The organism is Saccharibacter sp. EH611 (genome assembly GCF_009834765.1).
Classification (GTDB): Bacteria; Pseudomonadota; Alphaproteobacteria; order Acetobacterales; family Acetobacteraceae; genus Saccharibacter.
In genome coordinates, this window is sequence record NZ_WVHP01000025.1 from 36,922 (window position 1) to 60,032 (window position 23,111).

At 48.9% G+C, this 23,111-nt stretch carries 27 protein-coding genes; 1 reads left to right on the forward strand and 26 read right to left on the reverse strand.

Annotated elements, in window-relative coordinates:
• Nucleotides 1-67: 67 nt before the first annotated feature.
• The 25 genes from GS535_RS09755 to GS535_RS09870 all read right to left on the reverse strand — a co-directional run bounded on the left by GS535_RS09755 (nt 68) and on the right by GS535_RS09870 (nt 20,905).
• Nucleotides 68-1,258, reverse strand: coding sequence for a hypothetical protein (locus tag GS535_RS09755; protein ID WP_160792838.1), 1,191 nt, complete (start codon nt 1,256-1,258; stop codon nt 68-70).
• Nucleotides 1,259-1,330: 72 nt separating this feature from the next.
• The gene (locus GS535_RS09760) at nt 1,331-2,308 is read right to left on the reverse strand and encodes a hypothetical protein (protein WP_160792837.1); all 978 of its coding nucleotides are present in this window, start codon (nt 2,306-2,308) and stop codon (nt 1,331-1,333) included.
• Between the two features lie 84 nt (nt 2,309-2,392).
• On the reverse strand, nt 2,393-2,974 hold the full coding sequence (locus GS535_RS11050) for a hypothetical protein (protein ID WP_202401671.1): 582 nt from the start codon (nt 2,972-2,974) through the stop codon (nt 2,393-2,395).
• A gap of 108 nt (nt 2,975-3,082) precedes the next feature.
• Nucleotides 3,083-3,316 (reverse strand): hypothetical protein, encoded by a 234-nt coding sequence (locus tag GS535_RS09765; RefSeq protein ID WP_160792836.1) that lies wholly within the window; start codon nt 3,314-3,316, stop codon nt 3,083-3,085.
• 16 nt (nt 3,317-3,332) lie between these two features.
• Nucleotides 3,333-4,532 carry a hypothetical protein gene (locus GS535_RS09770; RefSeq protein ID WP_160792835.1) on the reverse strand — a complete coding sequence of 400 codons (1,200 nt, stop codon included), beginning with the start codon at nt 4,530-4,532 and terminating at the stop codon, nt 3,333-3,335.
• A 65-nt stretch (nt 4,533-4,597) separates the two neighbouring features.
• Nucleotides 4,598-5,233, reverse strand: a complete 636-nt coding sequence (locus GS535_RS09775) for a hypothetical protein (RefSeq protein WP_160792834.1) — start codon at nt 5,231-5,233, stop codon at nt 4,598-4,600.
• Nucleotides 5,234-5,319: 86 nt separating this feature from the next.
• Nucleotides 5,320-5,853, reverse strand: a complete 534-nt coding sequence (locus tag GS535_RS09780; RefSeq protein WP_160792833.1) for a hypothetical protein — start codon at nt 5,851-5,853, stop codon at nt 5,320-5,322.
• A gap of 128 nt (nt 5,854-5,981) precedes the next feature.
• Nucleotides 5,982-6,479: a hypothetical protein gene (locus GS535_RS09785; RefSeq protein ID WP_160792832.1), complete on the reverse strand. Its 498-nt coding sequence runs from the start codon at nt 6,477-6,479 to the stop codon at nt 5,982-5,984.
• A 25-nt stretch (nt 6,480-6,504) separates the two neighbouring features.
• On the reverse strand, nt 6,505-7,029 hold the full coding sequence (locus GS535_RS09790) for a hypothetical protein (RefSeq protein ID WP_160792831.1): 525 nt from the start codon (nt 7,027-7,029) through the stop codon (nt 6,505-6,507).
• Between the two features lie 3 nt (nt 7,030-7,032).
• Nucleotides 7,033-7,641, reverse strand: coding sequence for a tlde1 domain-containing protein (locus GS535_RS09795; RefSeq protein ID WP_160792830.1), 609 nt, complete (start codon nt 7,639-7,641; stop codon nt 7,033-7,035).
• Between the two features lie 15 nt (nt 7,642-7,656).
• A complete protein-coding gene (locus tag GS535_RS09800; protein ID WP_160792829.1) occupies nt 7,657-8,124 on the reverse strand; it encodes a hypothetical protein in 468 nt (155 codons plus the stop codon).
• A complete protein-coding gene (locus tag GS535_RS09805; RefSeq protein WP_160792828.1) occupies nt 8,117-8,614 on the reverse strand; it encodes a hypothetical protein in 498 nt (165 codons plus the stop codon). The genes GS535_RS09800 and GS535_RS09805 overlap by 8 nt, the downstream gene beginning before the upstream one ends.
• 84 nt (nt 8,615-8,698) lie before the next feature.
• Nucleotides 8,699-9,781 (reverse strand): major capsid family protein, encoded by a 1,083-nt coding sequence (locus GS535_RS09810; protein ID WP_160792827.1) that lies wholly within the window; start codon nt 9,779-9,781, stop codon nt 8,699-8,701.
• Nucleotides 9,782-9,791: 10 nt separating this feature from the next.
• Nucleotides 9,792-10,451, reverse strand: coding sequence for a hypothetical protein (locus GS535_RS09815; protein ID WP_160792826.1), 660 nt, complete (start codon nt 10,449-10,451; stop codon nt 9,792-9,794).
• Between the two features lie 44 nt (nt 10,452-10,495).
• Nucleotides 10,496-12,340, reverse strand: coding sequence for a DUF2213 domain-containing protein (locus tag GS535_RS09820; RefSeq protein ID WP_160792825.1), 1,845 nt, complete (start codon nt 12,338-12,340; stop codon nt 10,496-10,498).
• 217 nt (nt 12,341-12,557) lie between these two features.
• Nucleotides 12,558-12,983 carry a 5-fold beta-flower protein gene (locus GS535_RS09825; protein WP_160792824.1) on the reverse strand — a complete coding sequence of 142 codons (426 nt, stop codon included), beginning with the start codon at nt 12,981-12,983 and terminating at the stop codon, nt 12,558-12,560.
• Nucleotides 12,984-13,116: 133 nt separating this feature from the next.
• Nucleotides 13,117-13,443: a hypothetical protein gene (locus tag GS535_RS09830; RefSeq protein WP_160792823.1), complete on the reverse strand. Its 327-nt coding sequence runs from the start codon at nt 13,441-13,443 to the stop codon at nt 13,117-13,119.
• 159 nt (nt 13,444-13,602) lie between these two features.
• Nucleotides 13,603-14,664, reverse strand: a complete 1,062-nt coding sequence (locus GS535_RS09835; protein WP_160792822.1) for a hypothetical protein — start codon at nt 14,662-14,664, stop codon at nt 13,603-13,605.
• Between the two features lie 176 nt (nt 14,665-14,840).
• Complete coding sequence (locus GS535_RS09840) at nt 14,841-16,226, reverse strand: anti-CBASS protein Acb1 family protein (RefSeq protein ID WP_160792821.1); 1,386 nt, start codon at nt 16,224-16,226, stop codon at nt 14,841-14,843.
• A gap of 34 nt (nt 16,227-16,260) precedes the next feature.
• The gene (locus GS535_RS09845; RefSeq protein WP_160799202.1) at nt 16,261-17,553 is read right to left on the reverse strand and encodes a PBSX family phage terminase large subunit; all 1,293 of its coding nucleotides are present in this window, start codon (nt 17,551-17,553) and stop codon (nt 16,261-16,263) included.
• Nucleotides 17,510-17,851: a hypothetical protein gene (locus GS535_RS09850; RefSeq protein WP_160792819.1), complete on the reverse strand. Its 342-nt coding sequence runs from the start codon at nt 17,849-17,851 to the stop codon at nt 17,510-17,512. Before GS535_RS09850 ends, GS535_RS09845 begins: the two co-directional genes overlap by 44 nt.
• 194 nt (nt 17,852-18,045) lie before the next feature.
• Complete coding sequence (locus GS535_RS09855; protein ID WP_160792818.1) at nt 18,046-18,411, reverse strand: hypothetical protein; 366 nt, start codon at nt 18,409-18,411, stop codon at nt 18,046-18,048.
• 1,365 nt (nt 18,412-19,776) lie between these two features.
• A complete protein-coding gene (locus GS535_RS09860; protein WP_160792817.1) occupies nt 19,777-20,310 on the reverse strand; it encodes a Spy/CpxP family protein refolding chaperone in 534 nt (177 codons plus the stop codon).
• 108 nt (nt 20,311-20,418) lie between these two features.
• A complete protein-coding gene (locus GS535_RS09865; protein ID WP_160792816.1) occupies nt 20,419-20,640 on the reverse strand; it encodes a hypothetical protein in 222 nt (73 codons plus the stop codon).
• A 49-nt stretch (nt 20,641-20,689) separates the two neighbouring features.
• The gene (locus tag GS535_RS09870; RefSeq protein WP_160792815.1) at nt 20,690-20,905 is read right to left on the reverse strand and encodes a hypothetical protein; all 216 of its coding nucleotides are present in this window, start codon (nt 20,903-20,905) and stop codon (nt 20,690-20,692) included.
• An 842-nt stretch (nt 20,906-21,747) separates the two neighbouring features.
• Between GS535_RS09870 and GS535_RS09875 the strand changes: the two genes are divergently transcribed.
• The gene (locus tag GS535_RS09875; RefSeq protein ID WP_160792814.1) at nt 21,748-22,794 is read left to right on the forward strand and encodes a YafY family protein; all 1,047 of its coding nucleotides are present in this window, start codon (nt 21,748-21,750) and stop codon (nt 22,792-22,794) included.
• 61 nt (nt 22,795-22,855) lie between these two features.
• On the opposite strand, the gene GS535_RS09880 is transcribed toward GS535_RS09875, so the two are convergent.
• Nucleotides 22,856-23,101: a hypothetical protein gene (locus GS535_RS09880; protein WP_160792813.1), complete on the reverse strand. Its 246-nt coding sequence runs from the start codon at nt 23,099-23,101 to the stop codon at nt 22,856-22,858.
• Nucleotides 23,102-23,111 lie beyond the last annotated feature (10 nt).

Genomic DNA, 23,111 nt, shown 5'->3' on the forward strand with positions numbered 1-23,111 from the left:
ATGATCGTGTCGTCTGTGATTTTTTATTGGCATAATTATTTTCGGTAATATTTAAATGAAAGTTGGTTTACCGAGGGAAGAGTGTGGAAAAATATGGAAGTATATTGATATTTTTTCCCTTTTTATTCGTTGGAAGAGTATTGGAAATATAATAATAATTTTCTATTTTTGGAACTAAAGTATCTACTTTGTTAAAGTGAAATGGAAGTATGTCGCGGTTTATCCCGGCCTTTTCTGTAATAACCCCTCCTACCGTTCCTTCCATTCTATCAGAGATGTCATAGGATGGGATATCGGAGGCGTTATGATCTCTATAAAAACGATTTTCCCACCATGCATGAGTCATTGAAAAAATGGACACGCTTACATTTTTATCGTTAAAGTAATAAATATATCCTTCTTTTGGATCTTCACTAGAACCTAAACTATTATATGAAAAATTTTCATGGGCTGGATTGTTATTGTGCGGGAAAATATAGGAAATAGAGTTGGGTTTACCAAAACGATAATGCCAGCTTGTGACATCTGCACATAACGAGGCATAACCTTTTGGGGTTTCCCCACTCACGATAATTTTCTCTGTTGGTGAACAAAGAGAAGGCTGCAAGCGATCTTCTGGAGGACGGAGGTCAAGCGGGATAGAAAAATGGGATAATTGAGAAAAAGCTCGATAAATAGGAGGAATACCTTCGTCTGTTGATACATAAAAACCTATCGGAGAAGGTAAATGGAAAGAGTTTGGGTGAGACGATAAATCTGGAAAGTTGCTGAGCATAAGCTCAGGAGATTGCTGCCAACTTTTCATACCTCCTGGAGAAGAGCGAATAAAAGGCAGGTCTTGCGGAGGATACGTATAATCAAGACGTGTGATGGTCACTCCTGATACTTTATTAAGAATATTGCGTTTTCTTCCCCAATGAGTGGCTAATCCATCGAATATAAAGACGGCCGTCGTGCGATCCACAAAAGCGTAAGCTGTTCCCCCAAGGTTATGGCCATACTGTGAAATTTCCATATGAAAATATGTGTCAGCAGGCTTGTTATCGCGGGGAAAGATATAGGTGATATGTCCCGGTTCGCCAAAGCGATAATGCCATACGTTGTTTGGTCTAGCACAGAGGGAAGCAAAGCCCCGTGGTGTCTCACCATTAATCACCACTATTTCATCAGACGTGCATAACGTAGGGAGAGCTGTTGCATGAGCCTTATGGAAGGCAAGAGAGGCTACACTCAAGGCTAGCGAGATCAGTGAACGCATGGGGGATGAAGAGCCCTTTATGACATCGTTCTCGCACTATAGCGTTTATGAAGCCGTGCGGTAAGGGAGGACTTACGAGGAAGGAACGGTGCGCGTATCGCTCTTAAGGGTCATTTTAGCGTGTTCGATAAGCTTGAATGCACAATCGCGTGCTGTGTTTTGGATATACATGACATCGAACTCTAAATGTTTCATCATTGAGAGTGCTGATATTTCATCAAGAGTGCTTTTTTCATCAACAATGACGGGTATATTTGTAATACCAAGAGTATCTGGGTGCAGGAGTGCCCAATGGCGAATATAATCACGAATATTGGAGGCTTTTTGGTGGGGAAGGCCAATAAGGGTGAGTTTAACCTTTTCTGTCATCATCTGTGTTGAAGCGCCTGTTGTGGGGTCGACTGTCCCTAACCCTACAGGTTGAGCGCTGTGGGGATCGTTATGAATGATGATATACGGTGGTTCTTGATTGTCTGGCGAGCTAAAACTTGGAAAAATGGGGACATCTTTAGGCCAAGGGCACCAGCCTAACGCTGGGCTCCCGATATGCGGAAGAGCAAGGAAAATGGGCAAAGATGAGCTGATAACAGGATGGTAATCGTCTAGCTCTGCTTCTGTATGGATAAATTGGCTTCTGAAGGAGGGGGGAACATTAGAACCAAAATAATGAAATAAACCCGCTTGTTTGAAATGCTTCTTCTGCCCATCAATAGAGAAATGTGTTCCATCAATACAGGCCATCCATAATGTATCGGTTGGTTTTTGGTGGAACGTTTGCACTTCCTCCTGAGTGGTGAGGACCATATTGCTATAGTCATAGCGCTCCGTTTCAGTATGGCGATTATGCGTCTCAATATGAAGGCTTCCGGTAATAGACATGGTCTGGGGGGTTGCAAGCCAGAAGATAAAACGATCAAGAGGCAGAACGATTTTACGATATTGGCGGAAGAGAACCGTTCCTTCATAGCAAATGTCGTTCATGCCAGAACCAACAGAGCGTGAAAGGGAATTCTGAGCGTTGTTGAGAATGTCAGTGGCGGAGAGGGTCATGATGGGGGTGTCCTTTATATAAAAGAGTTACGAGATGAAAACCCTTCTCTAACTACGGCGATGATGGCCAGCGCGGTGCTGAGTTCAGGCGGCCACGGCGCGGGCGACGCGTTTTTGTGCCGCATTAGGGCTAGCAGGAAGAGCTTTAGGTTTCTTTTCTGCATCCTGTGATTGTTTAAGAGCTTTGGCGATACGCCATTTTGATGGGTCGTCTTTAATGGGCTGGTTGAGGCAGCCCATAATGGATAACGCTGAGACATAGGCATCTAGCCTCTCTTGAACTTGGTTAAATCCTCCATTAATTTTGTAAGTAATTTTGTGGTTTGTATTATAGATGCTTTGTGCACGTGTTGTATCAACATGTTCAGCAACCGGAATGAGGTTGTCATCCATAAACGTGAAAGCGGCTACTTCAAAAGCGATTGCTACATTTGTGAGGTCGGTAGGGTTTTTAATAAGGTCAATATTGCGATTATATTGACGAATTTTCTTGGTTATATTCTCATAATTAGCACGTCCGGTATTTTGGAGAAACCCACGCCCACGGAAGCGCGATCCATCACCAGGATGTGTGTTGCCTAAATGGTTATTATCGACTTGTTTAAGCTTATGGTTTTTGTTTCTCCATGATATGACTTTAACATTTTTCCCATTTATTTTTTTCATTCGAATTCTTTTGTTATTAACCTGGATGGTGTCATATCGGGTGTTGAAAAAACCGTCGCCATCTCCTGATTTAATGACTTTAGAGTGATCTGGTTCGTCTACATCACCTTATGTGTTGATAGGAACAACTTTCCCAGTATTATATTGTTCTGATAATCGCGTAAAATTCTTACTTTCTATTTTTATTTGAGAGAAAAAAGCTGCAATGGATTTTGGGGTTACAATGTTATATTTAGAGAGTAGCGCATTATATTCGTTGAATCCGTTAAAATTATTTTTTGGTGAAGTGTTTTTTTTGAGTTTTGAAAACTGGTCTTCTGATAGAACAATTTTATTAGACATTTATCGAACCTTTTTATCATGGATAGGGTGCATCATGATACTGGAACCCCAATTTCTTTATTTTTTTGGGAACTGTAAAATCATCATCATAGCACTTTAACTTTTCATTATGCTGTAAGTGAATAAGAAAAGCAGAAGGGTCATCAAGTGAGTTATTTATATCGATAGTATTTTTCAGAAGAATTTCTTTAATAATATGATGGTTTTTACGATGCATTAAGCCAGCTATCTTGCCTAATGGCAAATAGTCGTCCCTATTATCGGACACATGGAAAATGGTTGTTTGAATATGATGGTCTGTGAAGCCATATACGACGCCATATCCTCTAGTGGAGATGACCTTTACGCGGGAAAATGAGAAGTTTTTGTAAGGTGGACTATTATCGGCAGGAAAAATATAGGTGAGATGGTTAGGGGTACCGGTGCGATAATGCCAGCTATGGAGGCCGGCACAGAGGGACACATAGCCATGGTCTGTTTCTGCGCTGAGAAGAATATGTTCTGTTGGCAGACAAAGAGTGACTTCAGGATCGGAATGGGCGTCTCGCAAGATAGGTGGGGGGATATTGGTTGGTTGAACAAGAGAAGAGAATTGTTCGGTAATATTAGGGCTGCCGATGTAAATATAAGGGTTATCTGGCTCTGATACATGCTCAAATGAGAGGGGAAGCTTACTGTTTTTGGCTAGCCTATCACCCCATTGGCTCCCGGCGGTTGTTCGTGTGAAGGGGAGGCGCGTGAGCTCGGTACCGGATGCGTGGGAGAAGGCGATGCCTGCAATTTTCCCAATAATATGATGGTGATCCCCCCATATTGTGCGAATTTCATCAAAGATATAAACGAAGCGTCCATGATCATAGAACGCGAAGACACTGCCCATGTTATCAGGACATGTGTCGGGCGAGACGAGGGGAGGCATTGGCTCCACACCCTCTCCAATAATATCCACCGGGTCATTCAGGTTCTTTTTGAGAACAAAATTCTTCTGAGCTGGGCTATTATCACGGGGGAAGACATAGGTGACATGCCCCGGCTCACCGAAGCGATAATGCCATACATCGTTCTTTCCTGCACAGAGTGAGGCAAAGCCGCGTGGGGTCTCTCCACTGATGACGACGTCTTCCTCAGCCGTGCACAGCGTTGGCAGAGGTGCAGCTCGTGCGGTGTGGGAGGAAAGAGTAACAAAGCTCAGAGCGAGCAGGGTGAGTATGCGCATTGTGAGAGACGTTTTCCAGACAAAATAGCGTATAAAGCTGGGCTTACGGCGTTAGAAATGTGGGTCTATAAGCCCGAGCTTGTTGGGTAAAAGTCCAAAGGAACGCGAAAGCGATAGGGCTCGTGCGGGCTGTCTGGAAGGCTATCGGGAGGTGTTATTTTGTTTGTTTGAAAGAATGCTTTGCCGAGTTGGGAAGAAATGGTTCCTTTGCGGCAGATCGCATTGCTGACTTCACGCTCACTCGTGGGATCTTTTTTGATGGACATGCCAGCGGCGTCTAAAGCGGTGAGAACGGTGATCCGTTGATTATTCTGCACAAAGGTGACGTAAGCGCCGTCTCCATCGGGGAACTCCATGATGTCACCGCGAAAAGCTTGGGACATAGGCTGTGGCGTGTCGGGATAATGTGCATCCAGCAGCCCTGGCTGACTGAAGCGATACTGCATTGTGTCGTGGGACTGACATAACGCGACGAGCGCATCACCCGTATCGCATCCAAAGATGACGGTCTCATCATTGTTGCATAAAGGGGTACGTTCGGGTGCTGGCGGTGGTTTGGAAGCGCTATCATCGGCGGCAGGAGAAGCCGCTTTTTTATGATGAACGTGATGGTGCTTCCTAGTGTGTGGCAGTGCATAAGCCGCATGTTCTGAGATAAGCATCGTGCTTATCATTACTAGGGCCATCAACGGCTTCATCATATTATTCCCCCACGACATAACCTATGCCCGCATCATGCGTGGGACGGCGGTAAAAAGCAATTCAGTAGCTTCTGACGTGCAGCGCTTCACGGTGTCTGAGTTGCCGCCTTAGAAGGAGGTGGTAGCCGAAACCCTTGCGGGTAATGAACCGGATCACTCCTCATGAGCAGAGGCACATGCGCTTGTATGGCATAGCGCAAGCCTTGTGCGCTTTCTGCACGGATGGTTTTGAAGGGGAGATTGGAGAGAATAGCGCTATCTCGTATTTGAATAACACCAGCCTGAAGGTTTTTTACGTTAGGGCTCCCATAGTAGAAAATAAAGGTGCGGGTTCCATTGTCAGTAAAGCTGTAATCAGCACCAGGAGTGTAGGCTGTGCTGGCGGCAGTGGTGCCCCATGCGAAGTTGGTTTGTGCAGGGCCGTGATTACGTGGGAAAACATAGGCGATATGGCCGGGCCGCCCAAAGCGATAATGCCATGCCGTGCCAATTGCACAGAGTGATGCATAACCTTGAGCTGTTTCGCCGCTAATAATGACTTTCTCTGAAGGTTTGCACAAAGTTGGTGGCGTGTCTGAACCATGGGCAAGGGAAGAAAGAGCGAGAAGAAGCGACAACATAGCGTTTCCATAACCGTCATCATTTAAGACGATCTATCCGTTGCGCGTCTTCGGGTTGTTGTCAAATGGAGGTTGCTGGGGATGGTGGTCACCGTGGCTAATACAGTATCGACTGCGTAGGGGCGCCATCAAGGATGGGGAGTTGGTTGAGGTAGTGGGGTTAATAGGGAGGTGGGAGGATGAGAGAAATTTTCATCTAGGAATTTATCTATGGTATAAAATCGATTGAAAAGACCACACTCCTCCTCTGTAGAATCAAGCGTAGCGAGTATTTTATATTCTTTATGTTTCTTTTGTATGAAGGTGATAAGGTAAATTTCACGGGACACGAGGTGATTGTTGTATCTTTTGTGTAAAGGGCTCCAACTTAGCTGTTGTGCGTCAATATGCGTGAAAGGTTCATTGGGAATAGTGTTTACATAATAGCGAAGGAGCTGTTCCCCCTCATATTTTGCAGCTTCTTCACAATGGCAACAGGATGAGTGCGGTGTTTTCTGCTCGGGAGGGACTGACTTTCCGTTCAGGTAATGAGGGTAGTTATAGACAGAAGCGGGGATGGCTTGTGCGCTATTGATAAGGGAGAAAAAGGTCATTCCCAATATCCAAAAAAGCGAAGACTGTTTCATATATCCCCCCGTTATCGTGAGCCGCTTATAGAGCGTTTGAGGGGTCATGCGGAGATACGACAGAAGGACGAGAACCATCATCTTTTTCGGTAGTTAATAGGTCATCCTTACTTATATCGATGTCATCGAAGGCACGATAGATTTTAGATGAAACCTCACACTCACCTTTTTTACGAGTAGAATCGACGAGGGAAATAGCACTGAAGGATTTATTTTTCCGAACGAACTGGAAGAAATATATTTCACGCATTACCGGAAGGTTGTCGTCTTTTTTATTTAACAAACTCCAGCTTAGTTGTTTACGAACGACACGAGTGAAAGGTTCTGTGTAACCCATCTTCAGCTGTTCAGCGGCGAAACCTGCTGCACTTTCTTCTGCCATCCGCTCACAGTTATATCCAATGGACTTAGGTGTTTTTTGTTGAGGAGGTGTTGGCTGTCCATTGAAGTAATGAGGCAGGTTGGACACAGGGTTTGGTGTGGCGTTTGCTATTTTTATAGAGGAAAAGAGGGGAAGTCCTAATATCCAAAAAAGTGAAGTCTGTTTCATACGTCACCTCGTCACAATGAGGAGGCGATCGTGCTCTCCCTGTACAATTCTGTCAATCTTTCTCCGAGCATACTGGGCTAAGACAATACATCCCTCAGAAGAATCGTTGGGAAAGCGAGGATTAGCTCCGTGAATCCGAAAATTACTACGATGAAAGGTGTTTGTTCCGGGATAAGATGCTGATTTTGGCAAAGGGTCTAAGTCTAGAACGTCGCGGCCTTTACTGGAATGGTAGTCAAAGTCGCTAATACGGTACCGGCCGCGTGGGATCGGGCCAATATTGGCTATTTCTTGGTCATCTGGGTTGTTTTGTCCGTCAATAAGGTGGGGATTTATATTGTGGCGATTACCACTGGTTCCTGAATAGCCGTGTATAATAAACTCTTTTTTGGGAACTGATGTCCAAGGGTCACGGCCATAGACATCGCGTGGGTCAGGTGGGTTTTTTGTCCGCACGCCGGCTTTAACATTTTTGGCGAGAGGAAGCTGGTTAGAAGCAGGATGGAGCATGAAGAGATGCTCGAGCTCTTCGACGAATTTTTCGTCATAAGAGCCTTTTGGCCAAGAGACGTAATAGATGTTTCCAAAGGTTTGCTGATAAACAAAAGGCATAGCGCGTGTTCTTTCTTACCGCAGTGCCCATAGTGTGCCGTATTGTTGGGCGATGGCGATGTAGGCACGACCCCATGGGTTTTTCAGGGCGTCGAGGTCTGCCAAAGAGAGGTTCTTAAATCCTTCGGGAATGGCCCATGTCTGGGAGGTTCCGTTGTCGCTGCTGGACTGGATAATACCGGGGGCGAAGCCGGAAATGCCTAATTTATTGCGGAGATTTTGCCAGAAATGGGGTGGAGAGCTGTTCTCTGCATCCGGGGCCATTTGCACGAGGAAAGAGGCGGCGAGGTTATAGACCGCGCTGCGATAAAGCCGTGTCGAAACACGGCGAATTTCTGGAAAGGCGAGGTCTTGAGCGAGGCCGAAAGCGTTCTCGCATGTTGTGTCATCAGGTTGTGCCCCAGCGGGCACGCCCATAACATCGTGCACAAAACGCGTGAAACCCTCTATGGTGGGTTCCTCCGTTGTGGGGGTGTCAGTCACGGGGGCTCCCTTCTGCGCTGTAGGTTTCTTCAGAGAAAGAGCTCGGGGCGGTCTCGTCTGCATCGCTGGTCGCTTTGACGCTGACTTCCATCCCACGGGTGGCGGATTTGGAGCCGCGTTTGTTTAGGCTCTTCATCGCCACGCCAGAGATTTTCTCAGCGGAGGAACGGCGGTTCTTTCGGCCTTCTTCCGTTAGCTTTTCGTAATTATCTTCCAGTCCTCGTGCGAGTGCCTGAAAATTGATGGCTTGGTTGTCTGAATAGACCAGTCCACGGTAGCTTTTGTCGCGTCGTGCATCGTTAACAGAGCAGAAGCCAAAAGCGCGATGTTGGGCGATGATGTCACCACAATCTTCAGGGTCGAGATCGTCAATGACAATCTGTTGGCCCGCACCGATCCGGTTCCGCCGCAATTCGCGTGCGTCATCACCGGGGAGGCGGTAGGAAAAAACGTGAGTTTGGTGGGTCGGGTTGCCGATATAAAGCCGCATCGTCATGTCCTGCTGAGAAAAATGGGAAGGAAAAGCCCCCTATGATCACTGACGCAACAGCGCTTCATAGAGGGCCTGATAAGGTTAGTGAGCGGAGGAGAACACACCGCTGGTGGAGACGGGAACAGACAGGATCGTCGTCGCTTCACCACGTAGAGCCCAGCCGCTGGTCGTGCGCATAAAGCTCACCACGTCGGTGGCTTCTGCCCCGATAGGGCCTGTGATCTCGGCTGGGACGGAACGATCCACATACAGGGCGTTGCAGTCCGTGTTGCTCTGGCCGAACTCATCGCCAAACGCGTTGGTGTCAAATGTTGACAAACCGTCACGTTTTGGCAGTTCGGGGATGGTGGCAATCACGGCGTCTGTGCCGTTGGTGCCACGGCCCATCAGCTCGTCATCAGGAGCGGCTAGCACGTCCACATTGGCTGCTTTCATCGTTTCGATCACGGCCTGCATGACAGACTGCGTGCCGGCACCGATGCGCTGATAGCTGGTCAGCTGCACAATCTTCGTTGTGAGCAGCGCCAGAATACGCTGTGGCATCAGCAAGCGCACTTTAACGGGCTCTCCACCAACATTATACTGCCCAGAAGGCTGGGTGAGATTACAGCGTACAAGCTGGCTCTGGATCAGATGCAGCAAGAACTGGTACAGCTCACCTGCGTCGTAGGCATCCAGCGTTGTGTTGCCTTTGCTATCGGCTGGCAGGTTGTCACGCACTGTGCCTTGCTGAGCGTTCAGCAGGCCTTCACCGTTCTGTGGGTTAAAGCCAAACAGAGCCGCATCACGCAGAAGCTGGAAATGGCCTTGGCGCATCCCCGTGCTGTAGGCTTGTGCGAGGGACAGGCCCCAGTTGCCAGCCGCGTTGAGGTCCTCGCGGGAATATTCCACGCGGATCTTCTGTTCATAGGTTGGCGTTGTGATGGTGTCGGCTACGAGGGAAACGCTTGGTAGCTCATTGTAGCCAGACTGAGCGCCCTTGGCGATGGTGCGCATGTTCATGACAGGAACGTACACAGCGAAGTCACGCTCACCGAGACGAACGGCAGGCTCACCACCGGGGAAAAGCTCGGCAAAGCCAGAGCGCTGGGCGTAATGGACGAGAACGCGTGGGTCGGTAAAGTTAGGGTCAACCTTGAGGCGTGCAGGGGCGATAAGAGGCATGGAAATCTCCTTAGAGCTGGATCAGGGCGAGGATGGAGCCGGTGGCGGAATCAGGCAGACGAACCCAGCTCAGATTGCCGGACGTAGCGTCATAGGACGCAGCAAGGCCGTTATTCTGCACGATTTCCAGCAGCTTGACGGGCAGGGTTGTTGAGGATGAAGCAGACGCTTCACCTTGAGCAGAGGCGCCAGAATTTGCTGTGAGACGCTGCTTGTCCATGTCCCATGACAAGGACGCGGCAATGTCTTTCCCTGCGAGGTTGAGCAGAGCAGGGTCAGCCAAGACAGGCAGACGCACACCAGAGCCGAGGCGGAAAAAGCCCAAGCTGTTTCCAGGCCCAGCTTGTGGCGCGGTGGAGTTTGGCGTTGTGGCGAGATGATGCGATTGGTTGAACGCTGAAAAGCCGGTGATCTCTGCAGCGGACGTTGCGCGTTTCAGCGCCTGACCGCGACGACCTGGAGCGCCGGGCAACAGGCTCACCTGTTCTGACACGGCGATCCCGCCCCAAAGTGGCTGTGTTTCGCCTTCGTCAACATAGCCTGTGGCGAGGGCGTAGCGTGTGGCTGGGTCCAGCAGAGCGAGCCCCTGCACATAGCCGGAGCTATCGGTGGCAAAAAGGCCGGAGGCCTGCGTGGTTGTGTAAGGATTTACGTTAAGGCCGGATGCCATAAAAATGGTTCCTTAGAAAAATAATACTGAAAAAATGTGAGGATTTAAGCCATGAAAGCGCCGAAAGCGCTGCGGAACCCGCCGCGATAGTCTGTGCGCGTGTGGCCGCTCGCACTGCGTGTGCTGATCTTCTGCAATGGCGCATTAGGTGCTGAGGCAACCGGGCGTGACGCAGCGGCGCGTGCATCGGCATAGATCTGCTTTTCGGCAATCTCGAATACACCATCATCTAGGTCTGATAGGCGTGTTTTACCCCATTCCTGTGAATGTTTCTGCAAGCTGCCTGCCAAACGGCGGCGATAGCCTGACACACTCTCACCGGGGATATAGCGTGGCGTCTGCTGGCCTAAAGGCTGCGTGACGGAGTCCGCTTTGGCTTCAGCATCGCTGATCTCATTATGGTCTTCATCACTCAAGGGAGTAGAGCGGCGGCGGATTTTTTCCATTTCCGCTTCATGAGCATCGTTGCGGCGATTAAGCGCGTCTAAACGGTCACGAATAGCGCGGTCTTTGGCTTCTTTTGCGTCATCAAAACCGAAGCGTGCTGGGTCAGCGCCCATATCACGCAAGCAGGACAGAATGACGTCATCACGAGCGCCGGCTTTGCGCATCTGGGCAACCATACGCTCAATCATGGCGCGGTCATCCGTGTCTTTTTGAGGGGAGACCTCGTCTTGATCAAACCGCTGAGCGCTGTCCTGACGGTTAGCGCGATCAGCGCGTTTATCGCGCTTGGCATCGCCTTCAGCGCTGGCATCGTCGCCGTCATCATCGTCGGATAGATCATCACAGCGCACGTCTTTTTTCGGGGCTGTGCGGATCTGTTTTTTAAGCTCTTCAACCTCGTCTAATAAACGCGCAAGGCGTGTATGAAGGTCGGTATCGCCTCGGTTTTTATCAAGGCGGGCGTCTGGGGTATCGTGCGTCGCATCATGGTGTGTGCGGGCCATAGGGGAATGTTCTCCGTTAGATACAAAAAAGCCCCGTGCAGACGGTGCGCGGGGCTGGTTGGGGGTGTCGATGCCTGAGGGGGAATGGTATTTGTCCCACACACCTTCAGGCACAAGGGCGAGATGGTCGAGATGGTAGGGCGAGCCTTCTACCGTGACGCGCGTGCCATGGGGCAAGTCGCGACTTTGACTGAGCGAACTGGTGACAATCCCGGGGGAGGTTGACCAGTTATGCTCCATAAGGGCATGGGCAACGGCGCTATCTTGAATGCGGGCAATACCCCAGACCTCATGATCTCGCACAAAAGGATAAATAATGGTGCCGATGATATGGTCGGCAAAGTAGCGGTCATCGGTGATGGCACTGTCTGGATGGTCAATCACGACAGGCAGACCTTGGCAGCTTTCTAGAACGTCAGGGGACGTCCAAATGTCACGTTTACGTAACGTATATTCACCACGCTCTCCACCGCGATAGGCCCAGCCTGTCCCGGTGATGCGCATGGCAAAAAGCGTGACATTGTAAAAACGCTCAGGGCTCGAAAACTGCCCGTCTGCTATGGCTTTGCAGAGGGTGATAAGGTCCATCGAAAAACGCTGGGCGACCTGCTCCACCCCAGAGGCAAGGGGATGGGGGAGCTTATCATGCCCAAACCAGCCATAGGCGCTGTGGCTTTTGCTGAGGTCAGGCGTGAAAGGGGCGTCCACCCGTTTGGCATAGATCGTCTGCTCACCGTCCTTGAGCGGCTGAGTGACCGACCAAAGAACGGTGCCTTCAGGGGCCATGCCGAGCAAAGCAGTGCTCGCGTGCTCGGCGGCTTGCAAAGGCGCTTCACCTGCATGGGCCAATGTACTGGGGAGCTCCCATGTACCATCACGTTTTTTAAGCAGCAGAAGCCGATCACCGGCCCTATAGGCAAAGCCAGCGTGCTTCATCATGGGGAAAATATCCTTATTAAGAGGGTTAGGTGTGGAAAATTGTGGAAATAGCTTGAAGGGTTAAAAAAGAATGTTTTGTTGCAGCAGCGAGGTGAATGAGCATGGGGAATGACGCTGCTGTTTTTTCGTATTGGGTTGCGACAATGCGTCGTTTTCGTGATGTTCTAAAATATAGGTATTTCATAAGGATCATGGCTGATCCTTATGAGCGAAGAATTTAGTGTAGATTAATGACGTGGAGAAGCATAAGGGCACCGACCTGTGGGTCTGGCGCTGTGGCAATAAGGATTCCATTTGATCCTAATATATCTCCATCGTTAGTTACTCTCCCAATGGGGTCGCTGTCAGCGCTATAGATAATGCCACTTTTACTAAGCGAACCTAACAGGATTCCATTTGATCCTAATATATCTCCATCGTTAGTTATTCTCCCAATGGGGTCGCTGTCAGCGCTATAGATAATACCACTTTTACTAAGTGAACCTAACAGGATTCCATTTGACCCTAATATATCTCCATCGTTAGTTATTTTCCCAATAGGATCGCTGTCAGCGCTATAAATGGGGCCTGACTGAGAAAAGCTGTTTCCGATAAGGAAAGGAATACAGAAGATAGCAGCGATAAAAAGATATTTATTAATCATATTTTCCTCCCTGTAATTTTGTGATCCTTACTTGGGAGAACATCAACCTAATATCGCAGGTTGTGGCCGTGTTGAGCGCTCTAAAATATAGGTATTTCATAAGGATAATGGCTGACCCTTATGAGAGAAGAGTTTACTGTAGCTTGATGACGCCGAGTAGCATAAGGGCACCGATTCTAGGGTCAGGAACCTGACCAATAGAGCTTCCACCTTTTCCTGTTACATACCCATTTCCATCGACCTGCCCAAGGGGGGTATTGGAGGTATCATAAACAACCCCTCCAGGCCCGATATTTCCTAGCGATATCCCGTTCTGTCCCGTTATATTGCCACTTCCATCGACCTGCCCAAGGGGGGTATTGGAGGTATCATAAACAACCCCTCCAGGCCCGATATTTCCTAGCGATATCCCGTTCTGTCCTGTTATATGGCCTTCTCCATCAAGGTAGCCAATGGGCATATTTGACGTGTCATAAATGGGACCTGGCTGGGAAAAGCTTCTTCCGCAAAGGAAAGGAATACAGAATATGGTGGCGATCAAAAGATATTTATTAATCATATTTCCCTCCTTGGGATTCTGTGCTCCTTACGTGGGAGAAAGTCAACATAATATCGCAGGTTATTTTGGTAATCTAAGGAGGGATTTTTTATCGTTCGAAGGATGGGGATTGCAGGTTATGGCGCTTTGCCATTGTTGTCCATCTTTTTCACGGAAGCTTCCAAGGTAGGAAATATCAGTGACTTCAAATGTACCTGAGAAAAGTGAAGAGTTCTTGGGAAGCGTTTGTTTCTGAGCGGAAAACTGTCCACTATATTTTCCTAGGTAGTTTGTAGTTGAGGGTAATGAAATTAGATCCCCTATTTGAATATCGCCTCGTAATGGACAGGTGACAGTAATATCATTTTTTCCGTTCCATGTAGGCTGTCCCATAAGGTCGTTGAAATCAATTTTCTTTATGGGGCGTTCATAGAATTGGTCTAAAAATGTGATGGTTTGCCCGGAAATATGCACGGTCAGAGGGTTGCCTGACATTTGTTTCCAGCAATCGCCATACCCAACGCAAAGCTCTTTGAAGCTGGTATAACAACCAATGAAGTCATGAAGGGCGATAGGCTCTTCTTTTGCTTTAAAGACGATACTTGGTTTATGAGGAGCGGGAAAGGTTGTTTGTTTGATCATCTCTTTCACGCTTTTCCCTCTTGGGCAGTGAAAGATATATGATATTTGGGTGGGATCGAGTTCTGGTGCTTGGTAGCTGGAGACGAAAAAGGTGATGTCCATCTCTGTTCCCGACCAATTGCCAAGGCTGCTTTGAATAGTGCCGTGCAAGATCGTGCCAACTTGGTTGGGATTGCTTAAGGGGAGGCCTTTGCTCATACCAGCTTTGAGGATGAGAGTATGATTAACGAGGTTGGAGGCTTGATTGATCGTGGTGATATCCACCCCTTTAATCGTTACAAAAGCCCCTCCTGTTGAGCCTTCGGCCTTGGAGAGAGATGCTTGTGTGAAACGGAAAGAAATATCTAGCGCACCGGGGTCAAATGGATCCGTTGGGCTTCCGCCGGGTACGCTCTGGGGGGTGCCGGGTCGTTTGGGAGCTGTGGTGCTGGCAAATTGTAAGACGGGCTGAGAGGAAGGGTCAGTTCCTGGAGAATAAATGCAGAGGTTATAATAGCGCATGGAGGTTTTCTTCCCGAAAGAGGCTATAGAATAGCGTGTGATGTTTATAAGGCCCTGGCATTACGTTTGATCAGGTCGAACCGTGGCGGAGGGGCGCACGAGGACGACGTTGTTCTTCCCAAGATCGTTAAGGAGAGGTGGTCAAACGGTCGCTGCTCCTTGTCTCTTCTTCATCGTCACAGGTTTTTGGTGTTCTTACTGTCCTGTTTCCCAAAATCGACGTCGCCATCAAACACACCGGAACTGCTGTTGATGCTCTGCTCAAGCATAGTCAAAAGAGCGGCCTTCCCGTCTGGGTTGTCGTCTAGAAGTGGGGCTGTGGTGCGGATGGTGTCTAGAATGAGGGAGAAGCGCTTGGCGGTGAGGTCGAACGTATTATTTTCTGCTTCTTCGGCAGGCCAATGGGCGGAGAAGCTGTTCTTCCAATCACGGAAGATTGCTTCATCACTCAAAGAGCCGTAGCTGTTGGGGTGTTTGTCCCGCATCGCGCTGATAAAGCCGCTATTCCAAGCGCGGCGCATCACGATCTGGTCACAGAATTGATAGACAGGGGCCATCCATTGGCGACGCCCGCGGATATATTGCGCGATCATTTTCGCATCTTCTGTGCCTTCACCAAAGCCTTGGGCAAGGGTTTGGGAGTTCAGAAGTTGGCTGGGCATCCCCGCTGCTGCGGCGATGTCTTCAATAATATTCTGTCGTGAGCTGTGGAGAGACTTATCAACATTGAGCAGATTGAGGGATTCAATCGTGTCATTCTGCCCAATGGTCAGCACTTCACCATTTTGACTGAGCCGAAGCATGTCGGCTTTGTCTTCAGTAAAGATCTTCATCGCACGGGAGGCGACAGATCCAGGCTGTTGCACCTTAGCAACGACAAGACCTGCCTTTTGTGCCACGAGGCTATTGGCGACTTGCCCCTGCATATACGAACGCAGCGGGTAGATGCAGCGCTTAAAGCAGGACCGGCCCGAATAGCCATAGGCTGAACTTTCATAGTCCAGATAGACCGGGTCTTCATTCATCAGCACGACAAAGCGGCCTTGGCGGTAGCTTTGCCCGTTAATGGTCACAGAGGACGGTGTTTTCAAATAGTTGGGCTGGTTGGGGTCTTGGTTGAGCACCAAGCTGCCCGCTGTATTGAGCGGGTCCCATACATTGAAATAGAGGTCTAGGTCAGGGATCGCCTGGGCATCAATGGGGGCGTCACTGGGGATGATGGCGCCGGTTTTGGGGTTTGTGGCGCCAAAGCCCAGCACAGCCATGCCGTACACACGCGCCCAGCTTGCGACCTGTTGAATGATCTGGTCACAGCCTAAGTCGTTCCAATGTTTGGTGAACTCATGGGCAGCTTCGTCATCCGGGGCGTTTTCAATACGGACATGGCGGGGCTCGCTCATGGCCATATCAATGGGCAAACGGGCAATTTTGGCGCCGAGGGGATGGTCGGTATAAAGCAGCTTGCACAGCTCGTAGCTGGGTGCAAAACCGGGGAGGATATGTTCGCCCATGAGGGTTTCCCACAGGGCGTTGCTGCCATTGGTAAGGTGGTGCGTGGCCAAGGGGGCCTCCTTTTAAGTGATCACGAAAGGGGCGCTACAGCTCGCTTAATCCTAAGATGATGCCGTAGCAAAAACAGTCCAGCAGATCGTCACTGCGCCGGGCGGCGTGTGGATCGCTGAGGTGAAAATTGGTTGTTTGGGTGAGGAAATGATTGCGCGATTGCCCCCGAAAGAGCGACACGCGGTCAAAAGCAGGGCGGGCGAGGCGGACATGGCCTTGGCAGGTAAAGCGCCCGGCTTCTAGCGCGCGTTGGTCTTTCCCGCGGGCGGTCAGGGCGGCATCAATGGCCTGCACATTAAGCCCTTGGCGCTTGAGCTGAGGGAGAATGACGGAACCAGCGGCGCGGTCTTCAATAAAACAGGCGATGACGCCGTGGCGGGCACGGGGTTTGCGTGCCCAGTCTTCAAGCGTGGTGAGCACGCGTGGCGTCCAGTTTTCGAGCGTTGCGGCTTCAAGCTCGACCAGTTCCCAATCCAGCACGGTGAGCGGATGAGCGCGGTCAAAACGGTTGAGGGCGAAATAGATGACAGCCGTGCCGTCATTGCCGATCCCGCCTTTGAGCGATGTATCCATCACGGCAAAGACCCCATCGACAGGGGCGGGAACGTCGATGGGGGTATCGTTGTGGAGGAGATCGTCTAACGTAAAGAACGCTTGGCCAATTTGGCGGTAATCCCCTTCCCAAATATGAGGGTAGAGATTGGGAGCGTGCTGGTAACAGCGCAGGCGTTCTTGGTTCAGTGTGTCGGGAAACCACGGATTGTCCGACCAATTGACGCGTTGAATCAGGGCATTGTCATGGCCGTAGAGGCTTTCCCGTAGCTGCTCAATGGGGGCGTCACGTTCAAGCGGGTTCCAGCTAAACCAGAGTTCGGAGCTGTTCTTACGAATAGTGGGGAGGAGAATATCAAGGGACTCTTGGCTGATCGTCTGGGCTTCTTCTACCCAGGCAATATCGATCCCTTCGGTTGATTTAATGCTTTGGCTATGCCGAGCGAGCCCTTTGAAAATAAACTCTGACCCGTTTGTGGCGCGAATATGTTGGTCATGGATCACAAACCACGCGTTTAATCCAAGCGCTGTGATCTGATCCACCAAGAGCTTATGAACCGATTCCGCAATGGATGTTTGATATTCCCGACAACAGAGCACCCGCACAGGGCGCGTTACCGCTAGGGCAATGAGGACACGCGCGATTGTCCATGACTTGCCACTACCACGCCCGCCATACCAAAGACGGTAGCGGTATGACTGCCCAAAGTCTCCAAAAGCGGGGGGAACCTCAATGAGGGTCGGTGCTGTTGGGAGGCTTTTGGGGGGTGTCATGGTCGGAAGCAGAGGAAGAAGGCGGTTGAATAAGCAATGTGGGAGAGGGAGGAGACGGTGTTGTTGAAGACGCACGCTCAACAGAGGAGAAAGACTTGCCATAACCGCGGTCGAGAAGTTCTTTAATAGCGGAAAGACGCGTGCTCTCACTGCTCGCAGAGGTGGCGATCTCAATAAGGGCGTCAATAAGGGTGGCCCCATGCTGGCGCACTTTGCGCCGTAGGGCGTCGTCGTCCTTGGGCGCGGTGGTGCGGCGCGTGCGCTTGGGGCCGTCCCCCGGCGCTTTGGGCCTCACCATGGGGGTATCCTTTGGTTGATGGAGTTGGGGAAATGGGAAGATGATACGGTGACACCGACAGAAGCTCGGGCATGATCCCACAGACAAGACATCGTGTGGGATGGTGCTGTGTGCGCGAAGGGACAATAATATGACCGCTTTCGCAACAATTATAGCGTTGTCGCCATAGATAGAACGCCCATAAGGCGATCGACTTAGCCATAAAGTGAGGAGCTTTGATAGCCACGGTAGCGGGTCTCTTCATCTTGTCGGGTGATCTCGTGCCGAGCCCGTTGGGTCAGGCGGTGCAGTAACGTCTCACTGAGCGAGAGGTTCTGCGCTTTCAGGAGGTGGAGAGGCGCCATAATGGGGCGGCATCGTACGACATCGCCATCATGAGCCCCTAGTGTGAAGCAGTCCCACCAGCTCAGCGCATAATCCGCGCGATGTCGGACAGAAGGTGCGGTGACAATGGGACATAATGCGGCATGTGTTTGTGTGCGGGCCAGCATAATAAAGCGGTGGCCTTTAAAGAAGACCACACGGCCCGCTTGGGGTGTTGGTATTGAACGAGACATCATCAGCCTTGAGAAACAAAGCCCACGCAAAAAGCCCCGCACCATAAGGGAGCGGGGGCGTGGGGGATCAGAGGCTGAGAATGAATGCTCTTGTGGGAAAGGGCGTGTCGTGTCGGGACAAGAAAGCCCGCATACGCCAAACAAGGACAGGCCGCTTATAAGCGACGAGAGAAGCCTCTGACACAATAAAATAAGGGAAAGATTGACTGTGCTCTCATGATTGAGCGAGCTACACATAATTCCAATCTACTTATTTTTTCTCATAGTTTTCCGGTCAATGCAAGTCTTTTGTGCAAGAGATGTTTTTCTAAGGGGGCGAGAGCCTTTTGGGAACGTCAGAGATGAGCATTCTTGCGCCGTATGGGGAGCGTTCGACACCTCATCTGACCGCCCAATGACCTCAATTGTGCCTCGTTCGTGAAAAGCAATGTCACGTTGCAGGATCAGCGTTCTTGGGCTGATCAGTGGATGACAGCCTGACAAGGGGACAAAATGAATTGGAAATCTTTTCCATTCACAGCGAGAGTGGATAGAAGAGTGCAGCGCATGGATGATCTCACAGGCATTTCTTTAGCGATGAAGGGCGTTATACATGCTCATTCTTCTTCGGTCAGGTGAGGGCGTTTTACTTTGCGGGTGTTTTTGGCCAGCCGGGGTTTTTAGGGAGGGAAGAGGAATTGTTTCTGTGATGTCCTGAGCATCGGCATGATTGAAGGGAGTTACTTTTAGAAGTTTTTCTCATGAAGGTGATCCATTTCTCGTAATTTTCAAGGAATAAACAACTATTCATTTTAAAGTGTTAATGATTTATCAGAGGGAGGCAAGACGATGGATTATAAAGTGCTTCAAACGTTTTCAATGAAATCTTTTCTATGATGTTCGGCACTTCTTCTGATGTGTAAATGTGTCACCATGTTTATAACGATCAATTTCTTAAGCGTGCGACATCTCCATGCTTATGATGAACCAAAAGGCTTATTTTACAGAAAATATGGTTATGCCTCTTGCCATTATATGGGCGGCATCATCGGTCTGCCGAGTTTTACGTAAAGAGGAGTAACATGCCCGCGTTCATAGGCTGATGAAGCCATGATTTTGCGATGTATGGCGCTGTTTATTGTCCTATCATAAAGCCCCATCATAAAGAGTAGAGTGCTGACATGTAATCGTTCAGGGGGCGGACATGTTTTTGAACGGCGCCTACCATTCCCTGTATGAGGGCTGTTGGTCATCGATGATGAGGCAGTGCCGCGAGGCTATGGCTTACATGATGGATGTCCGATAGTGAGTCAGTTCGTGCTGCCAAGGCTCTAAGCCGTGAGGTAAAAGAAAACCCCGGCCCAACAGAGACCGGGGCTTTGCGCCGTCTTACGGAACAGATGGAGCTGGAGGCGGCGCATCAGGGTCTTGCCCAGCACGGAGAATAGCCGCAATCTGGTGGTGCAGATCATGGATTTTCTGGCGATTATCAAAGCCCTGCTGGATTTGCTGTGGGGTAAGCACGCCACGGATAGCCAAGGATACATCAACCATCTTTTCAAGATGAGCACGGTCGCTTTTCTCGATGGCTTTTTCAAGCTTGTTGATCTGGCTTTTCTTAATATCGCCCGGCTGTTGGAGCAGCTCCATCAGCTGATGATGGGGGTCATTCGCTGGGTTCATCTGCGCAGGGTCAGGGCGATTTGCTTCTAAGATGGCATGAATCTTTTCTTTCTGGGCCTCAGAAAGCACCACGCCGGGCAGCGCAACCATGAGCGGATGCGGGTGATGATGCATCATCGGCCCCGGAGGTGGCGGCGGAGGCCCTACTGGGCCGACCGGAGCCGGCTGCGCCTGTGCCACCCCAACAAGAGCGGCAAGAGAGGCGGAACTAATGAGGACAGTGTTTAAGAAGCGTTTCATAAAGCTCTTTCCTTAATGAAGGTGGAAACCACCGTAAGGAAGACTATCTTTCAAGCCTGTGACATAAAGATGATGAATCATTCATCTTTTTAAAGAGGGCAAAGGATTTTAAGTAAAATCTAAAACAACATGAATGTCATGCTGTGCGACACAATTCATGAGTGTTCCGGCTGTTACTTCAGAAGCATCGGTGATGATAAGAAAGCTTTCGCTACTAAGAGAGTTTGCGATGGTTGCGATTTCTGAGGCGTTGTAGGTGCGTGCTGAGAGTTTTACTCCAGCTCCAGCACGCGTCAGGTTGCAGATGGACGAGTAGGACATTTTACTCATAGAGTATTCTTTCGATGAGATGTTAAAAATGTGTTGTGTGATGGGAAGGTTATGTGAAGTCGATAATAACATTTTTTTTGTGACGTTGTAGAATCGAGGTGAGAGCAATAGAAGCGGACATTTTGGAGGCATCGGTAATGATAAGAAAGCTTTCTCTACTAAGAGCGTTTGCGATCATCAGTAAGTCAGCATTTGTGTAATCGAGTGCTGAAATTTTGATTCCGATACTCGGGCGAAAGCTCAGCACATTTAGGATAGATTGCATAGATTTTTTAGCCATTAGATATTACCTTTTAAAGATGAGGAGAGAGGCTATTCTTCTTTAATAAGACTAAATAACAGTGCTACTGAGTCTATTATCTGTTATATTTTACGTGTACGCCGTCGTTTTAGAGGGTCGCGTATCGCAGCCTCCCATCGTGTGATCCGGCGTTTTTTGAGAGAACTTCCTCCGCATTCTCTACATCTGAACATATCTTGTGGCGGGAGACACTCAAACGGTAACTTCTGATGATGAAAGAGAATAGCATTACATTCTGTGCATATGATTTCTTTATAGTTGTAGAGTGGCCATTTTTTCCCTATGGCCTGTAAAAATTCTGTACGCTCTTCATTAGCATGAGGATCGTTTTTATCAGACATGATGCCCTCCATAACGTATGACATGGAATTCAAGTCGTATTTTATACAGGGAAAGAGTCTCTATTCTATAAAAAATATTAAAATATCTGTTGTTATGCGACCGAAAATGACGCGGTGAGGCGACATGGTCATGACTCATCAATATTGTACGCTTTTTCGCAAGAGAATATATTTTTCATGAGCAGGAAGCGCATTGTGAGGAGGACCTTATATGATGGTTATGGTCGTTAAGTCGTTTGTAATTTTCTTTCTCATGAATATTGTCGCCATAATGATCTTGCATTATCTTCATCATAATCATTCAATTGAAATATTTGAAAGTCGTCGACGAGATCAACAGTCGGCGCGTAATTGTCTGCGGTATTGGCAAGCTGCAAAATGGGCGCTGGGCTGCTGGGATATAAGAGGAGTACTCCCATGTGTTGTTTCTGTTCGTTCAAATGATATTTAGTAAGGGATATTGTGATGACCGATACAAGAAACAGTTTAGATCACGATAATAAAGATGGTGAGGTAAGAAAAACGAAGCGGAAGGAGGAGAAGGGACGAAAGGAAGATCTCGAAATGACGATGAGCTTACTGCGAAGAATGGCAAGTCATCGTGAAGGTTTAACAAAAAGAGATATTATGGTTGGGTTGAACGCAGCAACCCCTCGTACGGCAGAGCGCTGGTTGAGAATTATGAGGAGTGTTTTCCCACAATTGGAAACGGTCAATGATGAAAAACCCTATAGATGGCGTATTCCTAATGGGATTGATTCATTTATAAACGTACCAACGGATGAAGAACTGGCCGCCCTCAAAATAGCGGAGAGGCGATTAAAACAAGATGGTCATGCTGATGCGGCTTGGTTGTCGACTTTATATGAAAAAGTAGAATGTCTCTTAAAGAAAAATCTTTATACGCGCTTGGCTCCTGATATTAATTCGATTGTTTTTAATACAGGTTATGCAATGCAAGCTGGAGCGCGTCCTACTGCTGATGAAAAAATTCTGACGACACTCTGGTACGCGCTTAAGGCGGTGAGCCGTGTCTGTTTTATGTATAGAGGAAAAGAGCGTTGCGTTTCCCCATGGGGGCTTTTAACGGGAAAAAGCTATTATCTTGTTGGCCCTGTTAAGGGGGAGGAACAGCCGCGTTTGTGGCGATTGGATCGAATGGCGGCTCTTAGAGGGGCGGAGGGTATCGCCCAGGCTCCGCCGGAGGGCTGGACGATACAGGATTTTGCAGCGCGTTCTTTTGGTGTGTGGCAAGGGAAGCAGCATAGGGTTGGGTTGCGTTTTTCTCCTATTGCAGCGGGAGATGCGCGTCACTTTCTGTTCCATCCTACTCAGGATAAGGAAGAAAAAGAAGATGGTTCTCTAGATGTACGCTTTCAAGCAAGTGGTTTGAATGAAATGGCTTATCATTTGTTCACATGGGGGACAGACGTTACGGTCTTTGCACCTGCAGAATTACGCGATTGTCTTGTTGATATGTGTAAGTCTATCGTGATGAAGTACGAGGGATGAGTAGGCGGGGTTTGTGGTGTTTATTCTGTCGTAATGGGTGCTCAGATGTTGCTTTATGATGCTATAAAATAGGCTTATCGATATCTTTAAGTGCTTCTTTTGTTTTCTTGATATGGAGTAAGTATTTTTTATTGGGTTGTCCGTGAGAATAGGAGGAAACTATACTGTTATGGTCGTGCTCCACATAGTGTATTTTTAGAATATGTTGTGTTCGTGTTTGGAGATATGCCAGTTTACGGTCAATAGAAAAAAACGCAGAAACCACAAAGAAACCGTCCCTCTCTTTGATGAGAGAAGGACGATTCATAGAGTGTTAT

Coding starts and splice junctions, on each gene's coding strand:
- GS535_RS09755 (WP_160792838.1), bottom strand. CDS start 1,258: ATGCGTTCACTGATCTCGCTAGCCTTGAGTGTAGCCTCTCTTGCCTTC.
- GS535_RS09760 (WP_160792837.1), bottom strand. CDS start 2,308: ATGACCCTCTCCGCCACTGACATTCTCAACAACGCTCAGAATTCCCTT.
- GS535_RS11050 (WP_202401671.1), bottom strand. CDS start 2,974: ATGAAAAAAATAAATGGGAAAAATGTTAAAGTCATATCATGGAGAAAC.
- GS535_RS09765 (WP_160792836.1), bottom strand. CDS start 3,316: ATGTCTAATAAAATTGTTCTATCAGAAGACCAGTTTTCAAAACTCAAA.
- GS535_RS09770 (WP_160792835.1), bottom strand. CDS start 4,532: ATGCGCATACTCACCCTGCTCGCTCTGAGCTTTGTTACTCTTTCCTCC.
- GS535_RS09775 (WP_160792834.1), bottom strand. CDS start 5,233: ATGATGAAGCCGTTGATGGCCCTAGTAATGATAAGCACGATGCTTATC.
- GS535_RS09780 (WP_160792833.1), bottom strand. CDS start 5,853: ATGTTGTCGCTTCTTCTCGCTCTTTCTTCCCTTGCCCATGGTTCAGAC.
- GS535_RS09785 (WP_160792832.1), bottom strand. CDS start 6,479: ATGAAACAGTCTTCGCTTTTTTGGATATTGGGAATGACCTTTTTCTCC.
- GS535_RS09790 (WP_160792831.1), bottom strand. CDS start 7,029: ATGAAACAGACTTCACTTTTTTGGATATTAGGACTTCCCCTCTTTTCC.
- GS535_RS09795 (WP_160792830.1), bottom strand. CDS start 7,641: ATGCCTTTTGTTTATCAGCAAACCTTTGGAAACATCTATTACGTCTCT.
- GS535_RS09805 (WP_160792828.1), bottom strand. CDS start 8,614: ATGCGGCTTTATATCGGCAACCCGACCCACCAAACTCACGTTTTTTCC.
- GS535_RS09810 (WP_160792827.1), bottom strand. CDS start 9,781: ATGCCTCTTATCGCCCCTGCACGCCTCAAGGTTGACCCTAACTTTACC.
- GS535_RS09815 (WP_160792826.1), bottom strand. CDS start 10,451: ATGGCATCCGGCCTTAACGTAAATCCTTACACAACCACGCAGGCCTCC.
- GS535_RS09820 (WP_160792825.1), bottom strand. CDS start 12,340: ATGATGAAGCACGCTGGCTTTGCCTATAGGGCCGGTGATCGGCTTCTG.
- GS535_RS09825 (WP_160792824.1), bottom strand. CDS start 12,983: ATGATTAATAAATATCTTTTTATCGCTGCTATCTTCTGTATTCCTTTC.
- GS535_RS09830 (WP_160792823.1), bottom strand. CDS start 13,443: ATGCCCATTGGCTACCTTGATGGAGAAGGCCATATAACAGGACAGAAC.
- GS535_RS09835 (WP_160792822.1), bottom strand. CDS start 14,664: ATGCGCTATTATAACCTCTGCATTTATTCTCCAGGAACTGACCCTTCC.
- GS535_RS09845 (WP_160799202.1), bottom strand. CDS start 17,553: ATGACACCCCCCAAAAGCCTCCCAACAGCACCGACCCTCATTGAGGTT.
- GS535_RS09850 (WP_160792819.1), bottom strand. CDS start 17,851: ATGGTGAGGCCCAAAGCGCCGGGGGACGGCCCCAAGCGCACGCGCCGC.
- GS535_RS09855 (WP_160792818.1), bottom strand. CDS start 18,411: ATGATGTCTCGTTCAATACCAACACCCCAAGCGGGCCGTGTGGTCTTC.
- GS535_RS09860 (WP_160792817.1), bottom strand. CDS start 20,310: ATGAAACGCTTCTTAAACACTGTCCTCATTAGTTCCGCCTCTCTTGCC.
- GS535_RS09865 (WP_160792816.1), bottom strand. CDS start 20,640: ATGAGTAAAATGTCCTACTCGTCCATCTGCAACCTGACGCGTGCTGGA.
- GS535_RS09870 (WP_160792815.1), bottom strand. CDS start 20,905: ATGCAATCTATCCTAAATGTGCTGAGCTTTCGCCCGAGTATCGGAATC.
- GS535_RS09875 (WP_160792814.1), top strand. CDS start 21,748: ATGACCGATACAAGAAACAGTTTAGATCACGATAATAAAGATGGTGAG.
- GS535_RS09880 (WP_160792813.1), bottom strand. CDS start 23,101: ATGAATCGTCCTTCTCTCATCAAAGAGAGGGACGGTTTCTTTGTGGTT.